Origin of the sequence: Shimazuella soli, from assembly GCF_022511585.1 — a bacterium.
Taxonomy (GTDB): domain Bacteria; phylum Bacillota; class Bacilli; order Thermoactinomycetales; family Thermoactinomycetaceae; genus Shimazuella; species Shimazuella soli.
Window position 1 is genome coordinate 13,289 of record NZ_JAKWBN010000009.1, and the last position, 17,736, is coordinate 31,024.

Annotated in this window: 21 protein-coding genes; 15 read left to right on the forward strand and 6 right to left on the reverse strand. The window is 39.7% G+C overall.

The features are described 5' to 3' along the window. The first annotated feature begins 44 nt into the window (after positions 1-44). The 11 genes from MK805_RS15465 to MK805_RS15510 all read left to right on the forward strand — a co-directional run bounded on the left by MK805_RS15465 (position 45) and on the right by MK805_RS15510 (position 9,836). Positions 45-986 carry a phage tail tube protein gene (locus MK805_RS15465; protein WP_240876821.1) on the forward strand — a complete coding sequence of 314 codons (942 nt, stop codon included), beginning with the start codon at positions 45-47 and terminating at the stop codon, positions 984-986. A gap of 76 nt (positions 987-1,062) precedes the next feature. Continuing rightward, entirely contained in the window at positions 1,063-1,467 is a 405-nt protein-coding gene (locus MK805_RS15470; RefSeq protein WP_240876822.1) for a hypothetical protein, read from the forward strand. Between the two features lie 43 nt (positions 1,468-1,510). Then, complete coding sequence (locus tag MK805_RS17905; protein WP_255724704.1) at positions 1,511-1,633, forward strand: hypothetical protein; 123 nt, start codon at positions 1,511-1,513, stop codon at positions 1,631-1,633. A 4-nt stretch (positions 1,634-1,637) separates the two neighbouring features. Beyond that, positions 1,638-4,040 (forward strand): phage tail protein, encoded by a 2,403-nt coding sequence (locus MK805_RS15475; RefSeq protein ID WP_240876823.1) that lies wholly within the window; start codon positions 1,638-1,640, stop codon positions 4,038-4,040. After that, positions 4,041-5,492: a distal tail protein Dit gene (locus MK805_RS15480; protein ID WP_240876824.1), complete on the forward strand. Its 1,452-nt coding sequence runs from the start codon at positions 4,041-4,043 to the stop codon at positions 5,490-5,492. It abuts the gene before it with no gap. After that, positions 5,492-8,101 (forward strand): phage tail spike protein, encoded by a 2,610-nt coding sequence (locus MK805_RS15485; protein ID WP_240876825.1) that lies wholly within the window; start codon positions 5,492-5,494, stop codon positions 8,099-8,101. The genes MK805_RS15480 and MK805_RS15485 overlap by 1 nt, the downstream gene beginning before the upstream one ends. A 6-nt stretch (positions 8,102-8,107) precedes the next feature. After that, positions 8,108-8,404 (forward strand): hypothetical protein, encoded by a 297-nt coding sequence (locus MK805_RS15490; RefSeq protein ID WP_240876826.1) that lies wholly within the window; start codon positions 8,108-8,110, stop codon positions 8,402-8,404. Between the two features lie 12 nt (positions 8,405-8,416). Then, complete coding sequence (locus tag MK805_RS15495) at positions 8,417-8,548, forward strand: XkdX family protein (protein ID WP_240876827.1); 132 nt, start codon at positions 8,417-8,419, stop codon at positions 8,546-8,548. A 46-nt stretch (positions 8,549-8,594) separates the two neighbouring features. Continuing rightward, a complete protein-coding gene (locus tag MK805_RS15500) occupies positions 8,595-8,867 on the forward strand; it encodes a hypothetical protein (RefSeq protein ID WP_240876828.1) in 273 nt (90 codons plus the stop codon). A 35-nt stretch (positions 8,868-8,902) separates the two neighbouring features. Further along, complete coding sequence (locus MK805_RS15505; RefSeq protein WP_240876829.1) at positions 8,903-9,145, forward strand: hypothetical protein; 243 nt, start codon at positions 8,903-8,905, stop codon at positions 9,143-9,145. Between the two features lies 1 nt (position 9,146). Further along, entirely contained in the window at positions 9,147-9,836 is a 690-nt protein-coding gene (locus MK805_RS15510) for a peptidoglycan recognition protein family protein (RefSeq protein ID WP_240876830.1), read from the forward strand. A 135-nt stretch (positions 9,837-9,971) separates the two neighbouring features. Here the strand turns inward: MK805_RS15510 and MK805_RS15515 are convergent, their stop codons facing one another. From MK805_RS15515 to MK805_RS15540, 6 genes are all read right to left on the reverse strand, one after another. Beyond that, positions 9,972-10,262 carry a hypothetical protein gene (locus MK805_RS15515; RefSeq protein ID WP_240876831.1) on the reverse strand — a complete coding sequence of 97 codons (291 nt, stop codon included), beginning with the start codon at positions 10,260-10,262 and terminating at the stop codon, positions 9,972-9,974. After that, complete coding sequence (gene pyrF, locus MK805_RS15520; RefSeq protein WP_240876832.1) at positions 10,252-10,920, reverse strand: orotidine-5'-phosphate decarboxylase; 669 nt, start codon at positions 10,918-10,920, stop codon at positions 10,252-10,254. The genes MK805_RS15515 and pyrF (MK805_RS15520) overlap by 11 nt, the downstream gene beginning before the upstream one ends. Positions 10,921-10,924: 4 nt before the next feature. Then, the gene (gene tmk / locus MK805_RS15525) at positions 10,925-11,545 is read right to left on the reverse strand and encodes a dTMP kinase (protein ID WP_240876833.1); all 621 of its coding nucleotides are present in this window, start codon (positions 11,543-11,545) and stop codon (positions 10,925-10,927) included. Further along, positions 11,545-12,714 carry an aminotransferase class V-fold PLP-dependent enzyme gene (locus MK805_RS15530; RefSeq protein WP_240876834.1) on the reverse strand — a complete coding sequence of 390 codons (1,170 nt, stop codon included), beginning with the start codon at positions 12,712-12,714 and terminating at the stop codon, positions 11,545-11,547. Before MK805_RS15530 ends, tmk begins: the two co-directional genes overlap by 1 nt. A 20-nt stretch (positions 12,715-12,734) precedes the next feature. Next, positions 12,735-13,643 (reverse strand): orotidine-5'-phosphate decarboxylase, encoded by a 909-nt coding sequence (pyrF, locus tag MK805_RS15535; protein ID WP_240876835.1) that lies wholly within the window; start codon positions 13,641-13,643, stop codon positions 12,735-12,737. Positions 13,644-13,952: 309 nt separating this feature from the next. Next, positions 13,953-15,347, reverse strand: a complete 1,395-nt coding sequence (locus MK805_RS15540; protein WP_240876836.1) for a helix-turn-helix domain-containing protein — start codon at positions 15,345-15,347, stop codon at positions 13,953-13,955. 245 nt (positions 15,348-15,592) lie between these two features. Here MK805_RS15540 and MK805_RS15545 point away from each other — a divergent pair, with 245 nt between their 5' ends. Genes MK805_RS15545 through MK805_RS15560 form a run of 4 tightly spaced genes read left to right on the forward strand, consistent with a single transcriptional unit; the run spans position 15,593 to position 17,716 of the window. Continuing rightward, positions 15,593-15,913, forward strand: a complete 321-nt coding sequence (locus MK805_RS15545) for a hypothetical protein (RefSeq protein ID WP_240876837.1) — start codon at positions 15,593-15,595, stop codon at positions 15,911-15,913. Between the two features lie 6 nt (positions 15,914-15,919). Further along, positions 15,920-16,198, forward strand: coding sequence for a hypothetical protein (locus MK805_RS15550; protein ID WP_240876838.1), 279 nt, complete (start codon positions 15,920-15,922; stop codon positions 16,196-16,198). 16 nt (positions 16,199-16,214) lie between these two features. Then, positions 16,215-16,571, forward strand: a complete 357-nt coding sequence (locus tag MK805_RS15555; protein ID WP_240876839.1) for a hypothetical protein — start codon at positions 16,215-16,217, stop codon at positions 16,569-16,571. Further along, a complete protein-coding gene (locus tag MK805_RS15560; RefSeq protein WP_240876840.1) occupies positions 16,568-17,716 on the forward strand; it encodes a radical SAM protein in 1,149 nt (382 codons plus the stop codon). Before MK805_RS15555 ends, MK805_RS15560 begins: the two co-directional genes overlap by 4 nt. Positions 17,717-17,736: the final 20 nt, after the last annotated feature.

A 17,736-nucleotide genomic window follows, 5' to 3' on the forward strand; every position in this document is an offset into this window, starting at 1 on the left:
TTATAAATTACTATTTTTTTAATGTATATAAGGGGGGATATAAATTGGGTATCACTAGGTACTTTAGTTATGGCGAAGAAGCCACTTTTGGAACACCTGCATTAGCAGTAGAAACCATCGATCCAGAATCAGCCGAGCTTGATCCCAGTGGAGATCAGGCTCTTATTTATGAAGGAGTATCGAGGTTAGATCGAACGGTAGCACCAGCCTTTTATCGGAGTGAAGGCTCGTTGTCTACTCCTGTTGATCTCACTGCTTTTGCTTGGTTTTTGAAATGGGCATTGGGAGGGTATACCGTAACCGGAACAGCCCCTTCCTTTACCCATCATTTTTTCCCAGAGCAGTCTGCTCTAATGAAATCCTTTACTGCAAGAGTAGGCAAGGATGTATTCGAGCATATTTTTACCGGATGCGTGGTTGATTCTCTATCTCTAGAGCTGGATGACGGATTTTTTGTAGGCAGTGTAGATATTGCAGGAGGAGCAGATCAAAAAGGAACATTACAGGCAAATCCAACGTTTACGCAAGGAGAAATTTATGCTCCCCATCAGGTAACGGCGGAGATAAACGGGGTAGATGAATCGGCAACCATCGAAAAATTATCGATCAAGATCGAGACAGGAGCAGATAACGAGGCTGGCCGTACCATTGGTTCCCGTTTTCCAAGGAGAGCGTATCGAGGGGCTTTTTCGGTCGAGATTGAATTGGGATTATCTTTTTTCTCTACTATGCAATTGGAGCGGTTTTGGGGAACGGCAACAGGTCCAAGTACCAATAAACTAACCGAGATCGATACCGTCATACATGTTGGAGATAACATGGATATCTTGATTCCACGAGCAGTCTATACCGCTATGTCTCAACCGCTCAGTGGTCGAGATCGAATCGAACAAACTGCAACTATCCGAGCATTGGTAAAAGCCGATGGAACAGGACCGATTGAGTTTTCGATTACCAATAACAAGGCAAGTTATACCCCAGTCTAGGAAAAACTGTGAGCAATCATTGCCGACAATCTTTTCTACACTCTTTCCTACATCAAAAGAGAAAGAAGGAAACCAAATGACAACCAAATTAACTCCTGCCATTCTTGCAGGTACATCGTATGTCGAAAAGGTTCCTCTGAAAATAGAGGACCAAACATTTGAGGTGGAGATTCGACCTCTCACCCATACCGAGAAAAAACAAGTAGAAGCATGTGAGCAAGCATCGGTGAAAGTGAATACCAAAAGTGCAGGAACAACCGGAAAACTGAACACGCAGACGTTTGAAGTAAACGCTGGTGAGTTGGTACGAGATCAAGGGACTGCTCAATTAAAGGCAGTTGCACTGGGAACCGTAGATGCAGAATGGAACGAAGAAACGATCAATCAGTTATGGAAATCCGAATGGGTGGAACAAGTCTACCAGCGAATTGCTGAAATATCTGGGTTGAACCGAACCAAGCAAAACTCCTTTCGTGGCTAGTCCCGAAGCAAAGGAGTTTTATTTTTTTGTTCGACATCTCCATATGTCTCCAGAATCGTACGCTCAGTTAACCGAGTTACAAAAACAAGCCTTGATTTATCACTGGAACGAAGAACAGAAAGCAGAAGAACGAAGGAATAAGAAATTAACAAGACGGAGGGGGTGAGGCAATGGCAAATAATATCGTTGAAATTGTGGTAAAAGGAATCGACCAAGCCTCCAAAGTCTTTGAGCGAGTTTCCCTGCAAGCAGAACACTCCTTTGCTAACGTGGGAGATGCGGTAGATCGAATAGAAGAAAAGCTCCGTACCCTCCCTGAACCTAACTTGGCCATTCGTGTTCAAGAAGAACGAGCAAAAGCAGAACTAAAACAATTGCAGAGAGAAACGGATGTCGCTACCAAGGATCGGCATATGACGATTACGGCGAAGGCAGGACAAGCACTTGCTTTACTTCGCAAAGTTAGCGAACGAATGAATGAAGTGGGACAGCGGGGACGAGAAGTTGGGGAAGGAATGATCGATTTCTCGGAAAACGTAGCCCAAGGGTTAACCGTTCCTATTGCTTTAATTGGGGGATTGGCTTATAAAGCATCCGCAGATGTGGATCATGCGATGGCTATCATCGCTGCTCGTGTTGGTGGAGTGAAACAGAGCATTCAGCAAGTAACCCCTATTGTGAAGAACGTATTTGATCAAGGTTTGGGAGAAAGTTTAGCGAGCGTAGCAAATGCGGCAGGTTATGCACAAACCAAATTGAGTAGTCTGTCTGCAATTCAATTGGAACAACTGATTACACAAGCTACTTCGTTAGAACAAGCCTTTGGAATGGATGCGGTGAGTAGCATTGATGAAGTCATTGCGATCATGGGGAAATACAAAGTTTCTGCTATGCAAGCAATGGATTTAGTAGCAGCCGGATATCAAGAAGCGGATTTGTCGGCAAAGAATCTCAATCAACGATTACTCGAAACCAAAGGACGAGCAGAGCAAGTGGCAAAAGCGATGCAGACTTCCCCCTATGTGAAATTGATTTCTCAATGGCGACAACTGCAAGAGGCCTTAACGCCCATTGGCGAACAGTTACTGGCTTTATCTCAGCAATATCTCCCAATGGTCATCCAGAAGATACAGGAGTTTGGGCAATGGTTTGCATCTCTTTCGAAATCTTCTCAGGTAGCGATCATTGGATTCACGGCACTACTAGCGGTACTTCCCCTTATTACGATGTTTCTTGGAGCTTTGGTCATGACGGCATCGGCTTTGATTCCGCTATTTGCTGAAATTGGAGGAACAGCAGGATTGGTGGTGGCAGGGGTCGTTGCAATAGTAGGAGTGTTTATGCTCCTGATGAACTATGTCAAGGGATTCCGAGAAACCGTAACGGCTTTGTGGGATGGCTTTGTTTCGTCCGTCTCGAATAGTGCCAGCCAGTTTGGAACCTATATTCAGCCGATTCAAGAATCCTTTTCTCGATTGTGGCAAGGACTACAACCATTACTCGGTAGTATAGGAGCATTGGTGGTATCAGCGATTGCCATTATCCTTCCTCTAGTGAATGGATTATTTCGAGTATTAGGTCCACTTGCCACTTTAATCGTCAATGTCATTTCGTTAGCTATTAACACACTGAGTATGCTGGTCGCCTTTTTAGTCGGGGACTGGCAAGCAGTACTACAGTATTTAAACAATGCCTCAACGGAATTTGCAAATATTTTCATGAATTTATGGAATGTACTAGCGGAGTTTGTGATGGGAATCGTCGATACCGTAGTGTCGATGCTCACTGCAATGGGTGTCAATGTAAACGCCATTCTTTCCTCCACCGCTAGTTTTTTTATGAGCATTTTTCAATCGATTTATAGCTTTACCATCGGAATCATGAGTGGGATCGCTAGTAGCATAACTTCTGGGATACGAATGGCAGGTTCCTTTTCCTCTGCTGGTCTACGATCCATGCAAGCAATCGCTTCGAGTATATGGAGTGGAATTCTTTCTTTAGCAAGAGGTTTTCTCTCAGGGGTATCCAGTACTTTTCGCAGTTTGCAAAGTATACTTTCTGGAATTTGGTCTGGCATTCGTTCTACGGCATCTAGTAGCTGGAATGCAGTGAAAAATGCCATTATCAAACCCATTCAGTCTGCGAAATCGATCCTACTCGGTATTATTTCAAGTATCAAGGGTGCTTTTGCGAGTATGAGAATCACCATCCCCAAACCAAGATTGCCGAGGATTCATATTGGAAGTAGCTCTACTTCTATCGGTGGAATTAGTATTCCGTATCCCACTTTTAGCGTCTCTTGGTATGCAAAAGGTGGGATTTTTAATCAGCCGAGCGTAGTTGGATTAGCAGAACGGGGTCCAGAAGCGATTGTTCCTTTGTCTTCTTCTCGGATGCGTCCCTTTGCTCAAGCCATTGCCAAAGAATTACCGAGCGGTGGAAGTACAGAGAATACGATTACCAATCAGTTTTATATTCAAGCAACCATTCGAGAAGAAGCAGACATTCAAAAGTTAGCGCAAAAACTCAATCGATTGCAGAACATCCGAGCTAGAGCAGGAGGTGTACGCTAGATGGCAATTCGATTTAATGGGTTGGATCTTCCTTCCTTTGTATTGGTCAATGATATTCACATATCCTTAGTTCCACCGATCAAACAAACAACGATTACCATATCGGGACGGGCAGGTTCCTATGATTTTGGCAACGAGCTAGGAGAGAGGAAAATAACCATCGACATCACCATTGAAGCGAGTACACCAACTGAGTTGCGTGCGAACCTTCGACAGCTCGCTACATGGCTGTATTATGAAGATGCCAAGCAACTGATTCTCTTAGATGAACCAGATAAGTATTATCTTGCTAAAGTAACAGATGAAATTGAACTCAAACAAAATATTAGTATGGCGCAAGGATCGATTACCTTTTGGTGTAGCGATCCTTTTTCTTATGCTATTCAGGAAAAAGTAATTGCTTTGAACCCAATCGATGAGACACCCATTCCAATTACGAATAATGGAAACCAATCTTCTTCTCCACGTTTTCATGTGGAATTTACCCAGCCGACAACGGAGTTTGCTTTGGTATCAGGGGAAGAATTTCTCTACTTTGGACAACCTTTGCAACAGGATACCCAAACAGCAACCCAGACAAGAGTTACGATGCTCAACGATGATATGTCCTCTTTGACAGGTTGGACAAGCGGTGTTGGAGTAGATGGTGGAGTGATTGCAGGGTCTTTTGCTACTGATGGATTTCGTTTCTCCCAATCAGGAGGAAATTATGGAACCGGTTCTGCTTGGCATGGAGCAGCCGCTGTGAAAACCATCGCAACACTCATCCAAGATTTCACGATGGAGGCTTCTGTCTCCTTAAATCCTACTGCCAATAACCAAATGGGACGTGTAGAGGTCTATTTATTGGATGTGAACAATGCAATCATCGGAAAAATTGCCATCAAAGATATGTCCATCAATCTAGAATCTCCCCAACTCGAAGCACGAGCAGGGAATCTGGCATCGGGAACCTTATTTGTCGCTTATCGAGGGAAGAAGGAAGGATATTGGAAAGATTTTAGTGGAATCTTGCGTTTCTCTCGGATCGGAAATAAGTGGACCTGCCTTGCCGCTATTATCGATAGCAATGGTAGATGGATCAAGCAGTTTACGTATTCGTTTGTGGACACCAAAAATCTCTACACTGCCAAGCTCGCAGGGGTCCAGATTCATGTAGGAGCTTATGCGAATTATGCGGTCATTCCAATCAATCGACTGTATGTTACCAATGTGAAGATTATCCAAGAAAATGTTCCAACGTCTACCCAAGTTCCTTATATTTTTTCGACAGGAGATGTACTCGAAATGGACTGTGCTACGGGTTCCATCTGGAAAAATGGGGAACCATTCTTCGCAGATTTGAATCCATCGAGTACCTTTATCCAACTTCCAACCGGAACGAGTGGGATTTCTGTCCTGCCAGCTAGTATCACCAATAGCACGATCACCTTTCGGGAGAGGTGGTTGTAGTGGCCAATCTATATGTGTTGAATGCAGATGGAGTGGCACAAGGAATACTCAGTAACGATATTCCCAGTGCTTGTCCATTCTGGGATGATACGCACACTGAGCGATTGGAACATGGACTATTGACGTTGGAATTTACGATTCCTGCCAATCATCCATCTGCTTCTCTCTTTACAACAGAGGGCTATATCATGTATCCAACCGAAGATGGAGAATGGCAGTTACTTCAAATCAAGGAAATTACAGATCAGAACCAAGATCGCACCTATACCAAGCAGATCTTTTGTGAAAATGCGGCAGTATCGGATTTACTTGGTCAGATTGTTCGTCCTGCTTCGTTAAACAGCCAAACAATCGAGCAGATATTTACCTATGTCCTGCAAGGAACAGGCTGGTCACTCAGAAGGACGGATTATGCAGGAGTAAACGACTTTGTGTTTGATGACTATATCACCTCCCTCGAAGCTGTTCATAAAATCCTTGATGTGTTTGGAGCAGAGATTGTTTTTCGGGTAGATTTCAATGGGTTACGGATAAGTCAAAAGTGGATCGATGTGGTGCAACGAAGAGGACAGGATACCAAGAAAATGTTTGTGTATGGACTTGATTTGGTAGATGTGGAACGAGTGGAGGATACCAAAGACTTGGTAACCGCTTTGATTGCAGTAGGGCAAGCGGATGCCAATGGAAATCCTTTAACGTTTGCAGGTTACACTCCACCTGTTAATACGAATTATGAGAAGGTAAATGACTGGGTAGGAAGTACGGTTGCCCTTCAACAGTTCGGGAAAAATGGGAAGCATATCTTTGGCGTGTACAAAGATGACCAAGCAACGAATGCGGTTGAGCTTTACAACAACACGATCAAAAAGTTGGATGAGCTATCGAAACCACGCATCACATACACCGTAAATGTCGTGCTGTTGGAACAACTGACTGGATATGAAGCACATCGGGTTCGTTTGGGAGATACGATTCGGGTGCAAGATACCACGTTTCAGCCCGATTTATTACTCGAAGCTCGCATCATCGAGAAGAAACGAAGTTTATCTGATCCCACCCAAAACAGCGTGACGCTTGGAGAGTTTATTCCTATCGCACCTTCTTCGATGGAGGGAATCAAACGAATCCAAAGTATCATCCAACAAAACCAGAGTAAATGGGATACGGTTTCTTCTTGGGCAACGACAGATACCAATGGGCAAGTGGTTTTGGATGGGCAAAAAGTAAAGACCAATAGTTTGCCATTGGATCGAACCGCAGGTGGTACGATGAAACTCACTGCCAATGACAGCATTGTGATGCTCGCAGATGATGAGACCCCTGTTGGACAACTCAGCGGAACATCGGGTGGATTTAGTTTTTTAGCAGCAGGGCAAATTCAATCTGATTCGGTTGTTTCTCGAAATGAAGAGGATTATTCCATTTTCGTTGATCCGGTAAATGGAGATGACAATTATAGTGGCACAGAAGGGGATTGGGCAAAAGCGAAGAAAACGCTCCAGTCTGCCTTTGATTCTTTGCCTCGTTTTAATGAAGGAACCATTACCATTTGGATCAAATCAGGGACAACCGCTTGGACAGAGGCAACCGAACTCTATTTAGTTGGAGTAAGTGGGCCTGGCACGATTATCATTAATTTTCAAGCAAGGACAGCCATATTAAATGGCCGTCTGAACATTATCAACTGTACCAATCATATCAACTTGCAAAACGGATCGATTAAGAATCAGGAAGTGTTCGCCTCCACTTTTTATAGAGGTTGTTTGTATACCGAATGTGCGACAAGAGTGACCTTAAACAACATGTATTTTGATGCCAGAGCAGGAGCGAAGCTAGCATATTGCATTGCTGGCTTCTTTAATTCCTATATCCAAATTTATAGCAGTGAAGCCTACAATGCACTTACAGCACAGGTTGTTTCAGCGTATGGAAGTAGAATCGATTTTCAAGGTACAGGAGTGAAAGGAAGTGGAGGACAATATGGGTTGTATGTGGTAGGTTCGTCCATGTTAGGAGGAGTTGGATCACAACCTACTGGAACAACAGGGAACATTTTAAAAGCCCAAAGTGGCTTTTGTGATACTACTTTCACCACTGATGCCGGTACTCCACCAAATGCAGGGACAACTTCTACCACTACTACGACATGGACTGCTACTTCTACCCAATCTTGGCGAGATGCCTATGGAGGTTGGAGGAGCGACAACAATTATGTATATCAAGGAGAGTACAGTGGTTACGGAAACCACCGAGGCTGTGCCTTTTTTAATTACAGCGATATTCAGTCCAAACTGTCTGGAAAGACAGTCAAGAATGTGCAACTTTATCTGTCTCGACGTGCAGGGGGAACGAATGCGGCTCAATCTGTCAATGTGTATACCCATAATCTGACGAGTGCTTCTGGTACTCCGGTTCTCACGCTCCACAAATCGGCGGCAGGAAGTTACAGTGTGGGACAGGCAAAGTGGATCACGCTTCCCAATTCCATTGGAGATAGCTTAAAGAATGGGACTGCGAAAGGGATAGCTCTCTACTCTTCTACTGGTTCTCCTTATATGACTTTTAATGGAGGTTCTAGTGTACAACTCAAAATTACTTATGAAGGGTGATGGTGTATGGCTTTTCAAGTGGTTTTATATGACGAAGAGGGTGTCATCTTAGATGTTTTCTCTGCACTCGAAAAAATAATAGTAGAAGAAAATAATATCTCATGGGCAGGTGGAGGATTGGTAGATGTGCAGTCCTCTTTTTTGATTTTGGATGAGTCGATTTCCGTTGGGGGAACAGGAAGTGTACTAGAATCTAGCTTGAAGAATTTGGACCAAAAAAAGAATCTCAAAAGCGATATTTCGAGATTGCAAACAGATATTCAAGCGAATCAAGATGCAATTAATTTTCTACTGGGATTGTAAAGGAGGAAGATCATGTCCAGTCGATTATATGCCTATTTTTATACCTGTTGGAAAAACGGAACGATCTCGCAGGAGCAATTACAAACGGCAGTTACTAAAGGATATATTACCCAAGAGGAATACGACAGAATGATAACGAGCTAAGGAAGCTCTTTTTTGTTTGGGGGTGATATCATGAGGAGGAGATGACATGCAAGAGCCACAAGGTGCGTCGATCTCAATTAACCAGATGTACGAATTGATGATTCAATTGGATAAGCGATTGGATCGCATTGAAACTGATCTTGCTCTCATTCGAGAAAAACAAAGTAACGAAGTTCAACATTTAAAAGTAGAGTTGGATAAGTTGGAGAAGGAATTAAACGAAGTAAGGCGGGAAGTAAAGCAAGCACATGAAAAAATCGCAAACCGAGACCGGACATGGGTAGGAATTTTTCTTACTGGGGTTTTTTTATTTGGTTGATTCAACAGAATCTTATCCACTAGGAGGAATTAGGTGTGACATTTACTACATTAGCAACAGTGATCTTTGCGATTTGTCAGGCAGTCAATATTGCGTTACCAGATAGGTTTAAAAAGTTTATTCCATTGGTGGCAGTGGTGTTAGGTTCTGCAACTGCCTTTTTGGGAGATGGAGATTATATCACCTCGATTTCGGCTGCTTTAACAGCAATCGGGTTTCATAGCGGTGTGAAGAACACAACTGAAATTAAGCTGTTTGCTAACAAGGAGGGAGAATAAAATGGAAATTAAACAACGTCTGATCCCTACTAAATACACCAATATTCGACCTCGGATAAAACTGGTCCCCAAATATATAACCGTCCATGAGACGGCGAATGTGAGTCGTGGCGCAGATGCCGCGGCTCATGCTTCTTTATTGGAGAGGGGAAATTCCCGAACGGCAAGCTGGCACTTTACCTGTGATGATCACCAGATCATTCAACATATACCAGAGAATGAGGTAAGCTGGCACGCGGGTGATGGGCGTAACGGAACAGGAAATAGGCAAAGTTTGAGCCTAGAAATTTGTGTGAATCAAGATGGGAATTATGAAAAAGCCAAGGAAAATGCGATTTGGCTTATTCAGTATTTAATGAGGAAACATAACGTTCCGATTGAACGAGTAGTGCCCCATAAGATATGGAGTGGAAAGGATTGTCCCCATAAACTATTGCCGTATTGGAGTGAGTTTGTAAGCAGACTAAAAGGAACCAATAAGCCTAGTATTCCTAGTTACCCCGGTACTCTTTTGAAACGTGGTTCTAAAGGAGAAAATGTAAAGTTGGTCCAGCGGAAACTTGGAGGTTTAATAGTGGATGGAATTTTTGGAATAAAAACTGAAACGGCAGTGAAGAAGTTTCAAAAAGCGAAAAGATTAGTTGTAGATGGGATTGTAGGCCCTACTACATGGAGTAATTTATTCAGATAAGATATTTTTGAGATAAACAAAACTCAGCTATCTAGCATGATAACTGAGTTTTGTAAAAGGTAAGTTGTATTATACATGGCCTGGTGGGTCGGTTTCTAAACGAATCATTGAGATTTCCACCTCCTTATCCAAAACTTAGCCTAGTTTTCTTTCTTGTTTTAGAATAAGTAGGTTTAATAAGAATTCCTCTGCCTTTTTAATAGAAGAAAAATGATGTAAAATGCAGAATCCATCCTCATAAATATGAGTAAGTTGTCGTTCATTTCGAAGTATCAAGCAACTAGGTAGCATCATAATTCGGTAACCCAAAGCTATAGAGTGATCTTTTAGATCAGTTAGATCTACATTTTCGCTTAAGGTTGCCACTAAAGTATAGGTATCATCTTCATGACAATATTTTTCTACCTTTAGTTCCTTAATGAACATGTTTGGAAACCTCTTTTTGGAATCGGATAGCTGCTGCTCTAGGATGTTTGTCTTCATAAATGGCTCGTCCGATGATTCCAAATGTAGCTCCAGCATCTATTGCATCTGCTAATTGACCACCTTGTGCACCTATCCCGCAAGAAACTATTACTTTTTCAGATCCAACTATTCCTCTTAAGGCTTTTATTTGATCAGGACGTGTACCTGGTGCTTGAATACCATAGCAATCGAGAAAATTACATAATTCTGCAAACTGAGTTGCATGTTGTCTGGTAAATTCTAATCCCCCAGGAGAAGTTAATTCAGTTACAATGATGATTCCCATCTCATTACCAGCAACTTCTTTTAGTTCTAAAATACTATCAGAACCAATAAACCCATGTACCATAATTGCATCAGCACCAGCATCTTTCACTAGGTTTGCAATTCGGTTGTTGGTAACTGGAACATCTGCTACTTTGAAATCCGCAATAATAGGAAGGTTATACTTTCGTTTTACTTCCGTTAGTAGAGATAAACCTTCTTTTAAAATAAGAGGATAATTAAACTTAATGGCATCTACAACATCGTAACACTGGTCCAAAACATGAAGTGTTGATGTTCTATCAGGAGTATCGATAGCCAGAATGATATGGCTATTGGGTGTATTCAGAAACATATCATTAAACCTCCAGCCTATTTAAGTAGTTCTTCACATAGGACAAGATGTTTGCTGTGATCATTTCTAATTGTTGAGTACCATCAATGATATAATAATTTTCTTTACTCCAAGGTTGTGCTAGAAATATTTCTCTAATTTGGTTCATTCGATCTTTGTTTAATTCTTCTTTATTTGCGGATTCCACATCGCGAGAGATAATCCGATCAATGGCTATCTCTACAGGGATATCAAGAAATATTGTCATATCAGGCAACGGAACATATTTATTGATATCAATTAACCATTCCATGTCAGAGATTCCTCTTGCATGAAAGTAAGCATAAGCCGAAAATACATATCGATCTGTCAGAACAATTGAACCTCTTTTTAATATCGGTTGGATTTCTGTTTGATAATGTCGTAGCCGATCAGCTGCAGAAAAAAGAGCTAACTCTCGTAATAGAAGTTCATCAAGATCATTCTCACTGTTCATCAGTTGTTTTACTCTTGAATCACTGCGATACCAATTGGAGGGTTGTTTTGTTGTGTAAACATCAAATTGCATCGACTCTAGCTCTGACTGAACCCGTTTTAATTGAGTAGTTTTACCGGAACCGTCGATGCCACAAAAAGCAATCAACATTAAGAGATTTCCTCCATCATAATGATTGTTTGAATAGACTCTAGCAGATAATTAATATCACTTTTGGTGTGAAAAGCACCAAAACTGACTCGTACAGTTCCAGAAGGATAAGTTCCAATGTATCGATGTGCCCAAGGGGAACAATGAAGACCTGCTCTTGTTACAATATGAAATGAATTATCTAGTAGAGTAGCAACTTCTGTTACTGGTGACATATTTTTGATGTTGAAAGAGACTATTGGCAGTCTCTTTGTCGTTTCATTACCATAAACCGTAATACTGGTGTTATTTTGAATTTGAGCAAGGAAATAATCGGCTAAGTCGAGTTTATGTTGAATGATAGATTGCAATCCTTTTTCTTGAATGAATTCTAGAGAAGCAAGCAATCCAACAATACCGACAACATTCTGTGTACCCGTTTCATAATCATTAGCGGTTTCAGGAAAACTCCAGTCAGAGGATGAATGATAGCCTGTCCCGCCATAACGAAACACAGGCAGTAAAGTCCCCTCTTTCATATACAGACAACCTACTCCTGTAGGTCCTAGCAAACTTTTGTGACCTGAAAAAGCCATAAATTGCGGTTGTAGTTTAGCAACATCAATATGACAAGAACCTATGCTCTGAGAGGCATCTAGAAAATAAGCAATACCACATGTTTTAGCAAATGCTCCTATATCGTCAGCTACAATAATATTCCCTGTGACATTCGAAGCGTGGCAAAAAGCTATCAACTTAGTATTGGGTTGTATATATCTTTCGACTTCTGTGGTAGTAATAACTCCAAATTCATTAGGTTGAACGACGGTATATTCAATTTTCCGAGTCTTTGAGAGAGCGACCAGTGTTCGACTTACAGCAGAGTGTTCATAGGGGCTTGTAATAACATGATCCCCTTCTTGGAGATAACCTTGCAATGCCATATTGATTGCCTCAGTTGCATTGAGTGTAAAGATAAGACGATCTTGTGAGGAACCATTGATGAAAGAAAGAAGTAATGATCTTGCTTTTTCTACAATATTGTCTGCTGTTTTCCTAGATGTATAGCCACGTCTCCTAATTGTTCCTATTTGAGATGATAGAAAATGGTTAACCTCTTCTATACAAGTGTCAGGCTTTGGAAAACTAGTAGCAGCTTGATCAAAATAAAATATCCTTTTTTCAACCACACAGTTTCCCCCCACATATGTTAACGGACTTGATTAATCTCGTCTTTCGACTTTTTAGCGGCTAATTCAATAATTTCTTTCATAGCGTCTTTATCTATTTGTTTCCAGTCATTTGGTCTTTCTTTGGTGTAAGGGTACGTGATACCTCTAGAGGAAGAAATGAGAGATCCAAAACCATTCTTATCAAAATAAGATGCTAATTCTTCAGCTGATCCACCTTGAGCTCCAAAACCAGGAACAAGAAATAGAGATTGTGGTAGTAGCTCTCTAATTACCTTTGCATCATTTGGATAAGTTGCTCCCACAACAACTCCAATATGGGAATATCCTTTTTGTCCAATTGTATTTTCGCTTAATTCTTGTACCAGTTTAGAGGTATGCATGTATATTCGCTCACCAGTTTTGGTCTCTAAATCTTGTAACTCGTTAGAAGAAGGATTTGATGTTTTGACAAGTACAAATAGTCCTCTTCCATTTGCTAAGCCTTTATCAATAAAGGGGACTAAACCATCACGACCAAGATATGGATTTACCGTAACTGCATCAGCAGTAAAAGGGCCTTTGCCTAGGAATGCTTCCGCATAAGCAGTTGCTGTGGAGCCAATGTCATTGCGTTTTGCGTCATTAACTACAATTAATCCTTTTGACTTGGCATATTCGATTGTTTTTTCGAGAGCAGTTAGTCCATAGGTTCCATATACCTCGTAATAGGCTAACTGGGGTTTTACAACAGCAACATGAGAGTGAACAGCATCAATCACTTGTTTATTAAATTGATAAATGGCTTCTCCGATTTGCTCCAAAGTAGCATCTTCTTTTGAAGGCAGGATAAAGTCAGGAAATAAATTGATATTTGGATCTAAACCTACTACAAGAACACTATTCTTTTCTTCGGATTTTGTAATGATTTGGTCTGCAAAATGAGTCATCTTATCACCATCGCAATCTACTTATTATAAAAGTCCATAATGAGTGTGATTTGATTACATTAACTTGGAAGTATTATGGATAGCAATATTGTAACGGTTTGGTTAATTTAATTCAAAATCGTTAAATATTTCCGCTTTCATAGGGGGGATTATTTAAATTTTTCTCGTTTGAGCAAGGTTGGGATAGGATATTCCAATAATTAAATGGATTAGGTTAATTTTTCGGTGATTGTAGTTGTTTAATGGGGAATTGTAAAAAAATTTTTTAAAGAAAAATAACCTCAGCTTTTGCCAAGGTTGAGTGGGAAATTAAAAATCAGGTGGATCTGCCACTTGTTTGATGGGATCTACTATTACTTCTCTTTGATATTTCATGCTGTCACCTCCGATCAATTCATCCAATTGATACAGTCTTTGTAAATTTTCCTTATGTTTGATCATATTGATACTCTCATAATGTTGTGTGAGTTTCAATGTAATTTTATATTCCTGTATTCGAAGAACATGTTTTGTCGCTAATTCACGAGCATTTTCCCAACATTCGATAGCTTTTCTGACATCCTCTTTTTGTAAAAAACAGTGACCTAACGTTTGTAGTGTGTCGCATAGGCTTACCACATCTGTTGTTTTTGTTGCTAAAGCCTTTTCTAACACTTCTTGTGCTAAATCTGTCTTGTCTTCTAATAAATACAATGATCCTAGTTCCGTGTAGTTGTGAGCAACTAAATACGATTTTTGAACTTTATCTTTAAAATTCAATGCTGTTTGTAAGCAGATTTTCGCTAGTTCAAATCCCTTTAGTTCTTTGTATATTGACCCTAAAGTTGTCCAGAGTTCAAAACATCTATCATATCTTGCTTCCTTTTTAGCTAATTCTGTTCCTAGTGAGGCTATTTCAATGGCTTTTTCATATGACTTTTGCTTTTTATAGATCTCTGCCTGGAGTTGACACATGTTTAAAAAAACTTCTGTTCTAATTCTTTCAAGTCCATGTTCCCACATGATTTTTAATACTTCGTTTGCTTCAGTATCTCGGTCTAATTTTTCTAGGTAAATTGCTTTACAAATTAAAAGATGGTAGATAATTTTATTCCCGTTTTCCTTCGTACATTCTTTCAGGGCTTCCAATCCTTCATTAATGAGCCAAAGTGCTTCTTCTAAATTGTTTTCGACATGAGAAATTCTACTGAGATGATAGTAACTGGCTGCTTTGAAGTATGTATGTTGAATTGATTTATGTTGATTAAAAATTCGTATTGCTTGTTGGAAATGTTTTTTTGCTTTTGGCAAGGTAGTTTCCTTGCGGTTGTAACATCGTCCACGTAAATATTCTATATGTGCTAAATGACCTGGATGTTGTTCCTTTACTTCTTTTTCCATATTCTTTAATCGTTTTAATGCTTGCTTTGTGGAAACGCAAACGATGTCATTGTCAATTGAGCGAAGTTCCAATTCAATTTTAACAAGGTTCGTTTTTTGTTGGTGTGCAATATCAGTTAATTTTTTAGGTATTTGTTCAGGGTTGATTTTCAGTTTCTTGCAATAATAGTCTATTTTTTCTTTGCTTACATACTTTGCTCCAGTTTCGATATTACTGATGGAAGCTATGGAAAGAAAGTTATCAACCAACTCTTTTTGTCCTAGTCCGAGATCTTTTCTTCTTTTCTTAAGAAATGCTCCTAAATGTATATAATCTTCACTCATAGGAACTTCATCTCCTAAGTCAAAAATTTTTTTTAATGGTTTCCTCCAAAAAATGAGTCAGAGGGACGTTTGTTTATTTAACTATAACACAATTTACTTAATTCGGAATAATTAATTCATTATAACTGCTGTTTTTGATTAAATTTAACTGCCGTGATTAATTGGATTATGAAATTTTTCGTATTTGTCAAATAAAAACAATTAATAATATAATTTCCGCGAAGTTAGCAATACGAGGTGATTTGTTGAGATTCTTGCCAGAAGAAGAACTAAAACGATTATACTTAGAAGAATTTTACACAATAGCCGATCTCATTTTTTATTATGGTTGTTCACAGAAAACAATTAAACAAAATTTCCAATTATATCAGATTCCTGTAAATAAACGCGGTAATTTTCTTTATCGAAAACTCCAAATGAGTGAAAAAAAGTTCGCAAGCCTATTAAAAGAATTGTATTGGATAAGGAGAATGTCTACCTATGAAATTGCCGAGTATTTGGAAGTGTCTCAACAAGCTATTTGGATGAATATGGTTCGTTTTAATTTGATTCGTAGAAAGTGCTAAAGCGCTATGAGCTTTTTACCTTTTAAGAAAACGATAAGCTTAGATTGGGTGATTGAGAACAAGACAGTCCCTTATGAGGTTACAAATGCACTAAAGGAAATATCGGATAAGTACCAGTATTCAGTCGATAAAATGGATCAACAGAAGAAAAAAGTGATACATGAACTTCAACGTATAAATAAGGGATATATTGTGAAGTTTTTATTCCCTAATGGGAGATTAGATGACAACGAGAGATGGATTCATGCACTAATAAGAATGGAGATCAGAAAATTACAAGATTAGGAAGGGTTGAGTGTAAATGGATGTCAAATTAACCGTTGAAGGTGATAGAGAGAAGGTTTGTGAGTTTGTGGATTCTATTTTGCATATTCCTCAATGGCGGTACAAGCAAGCATCTAAAATTGCCATCGGAGGGGATCTAATTAGAGTAGACTATTTTTTTAACGAAAAGCCAGTAAAACCATCCATAAGAGCAAGAAAAATAAGTAAGCTCTCAATTAAAAGTGCAAAGGGGAATTTTGATATCGATTTACTAGATGCTGAAGTAGTACAGCTGGGGAATGGAAATACCTTTATACACGGAAAAAGTTACGACATTTTTTCACCTGGAACAGTGTATGAACAAAACTTAACAGAGAAGGAGAATGTAAAATGAAAAAAACGTATTCTATTCAAAGTTATTATGTAGATTTAGCCAAGGAATATTATACTGACCGACCTTTCTGGGGAAAACTGACCAAACCAACAATGGTAACCCTAAAGCCTACATTAAAATGCGTTGCCCAGTGTCCTCACTGTGAAGCAAGGCTAAAAGATTTCGATTTCCCCCCTGATACAAAGAGGGTTTTCACCATTGAGGAATACAGAGATCTATTTAAAACATTGAAATCGATAGGTACAGAAAAAATAACAATCAGCGGTGGTGAACCCTTATCCTATCGATACTTAACTGAAATGATTTATTATGCTTCAATGGAAGGTCTAAATGTAATTTTGAATACGAATGGTTGGCTTCTTCGAAAAAGAAAGTTTAAAGAGTTTGTGGAAGCCGGATTAGATCAAGTAGCGATGTCCATTGATTCCCCTATACCAGAAATGCATGATCGTCTCCGTGTATTACCAGGATTATTTGAACGGGCAACTTCTCGAATGAAAGAAATTCGTGAAGAATGGGGAGATCGCTTTGTACTCAATATCCGAATGATTTTACACAAATATACCTACCAAGATATCCCTAAAATGATCGATTTGTGTCAGTCATTAGATGCAGATGCACTAAGCATTGATATGATTGAAAACGATTTCGAGAAAAAGTTGTTCCTCTTAAATGAAGAGGAAATACAGAATTTTAACCAAGTACAAAAACAACAAATCATTGATAAATTAAACCAAGTATTTTTTGAATCAGAAGAACTTCGTAGCAATGCCATTGCCCAAATCCAAGGAATGTTTGATCTGGATTTCAATCCAGCTAGTAATTTTGCACAAGGTATCTTTTGGCCAGATGATCGAATCAAACAAAAGTGCACCATTCCATCAAGTTTTATGATTTTAGAGGGAAATGGACCTGTCTTGGCATGCAATCCAATCGAATATACCCGAAACCCAATTGTGGGAAATATCCTAGAAGATTCTATAAAAGACATTTGGAATAACAAAGCATGGACCGAGTTTAGAGAAAATAAAATGGACTTCTGTCGATTTTGTCCCATGAATATGAGTCATATGGTGATCTTTAAACAACAAACTATCGAGCATACAGTGGACGAGAACTTGTTGAACTTGTTGCAGAAAAAATAGAGATCCACAGTCTCAAGGGG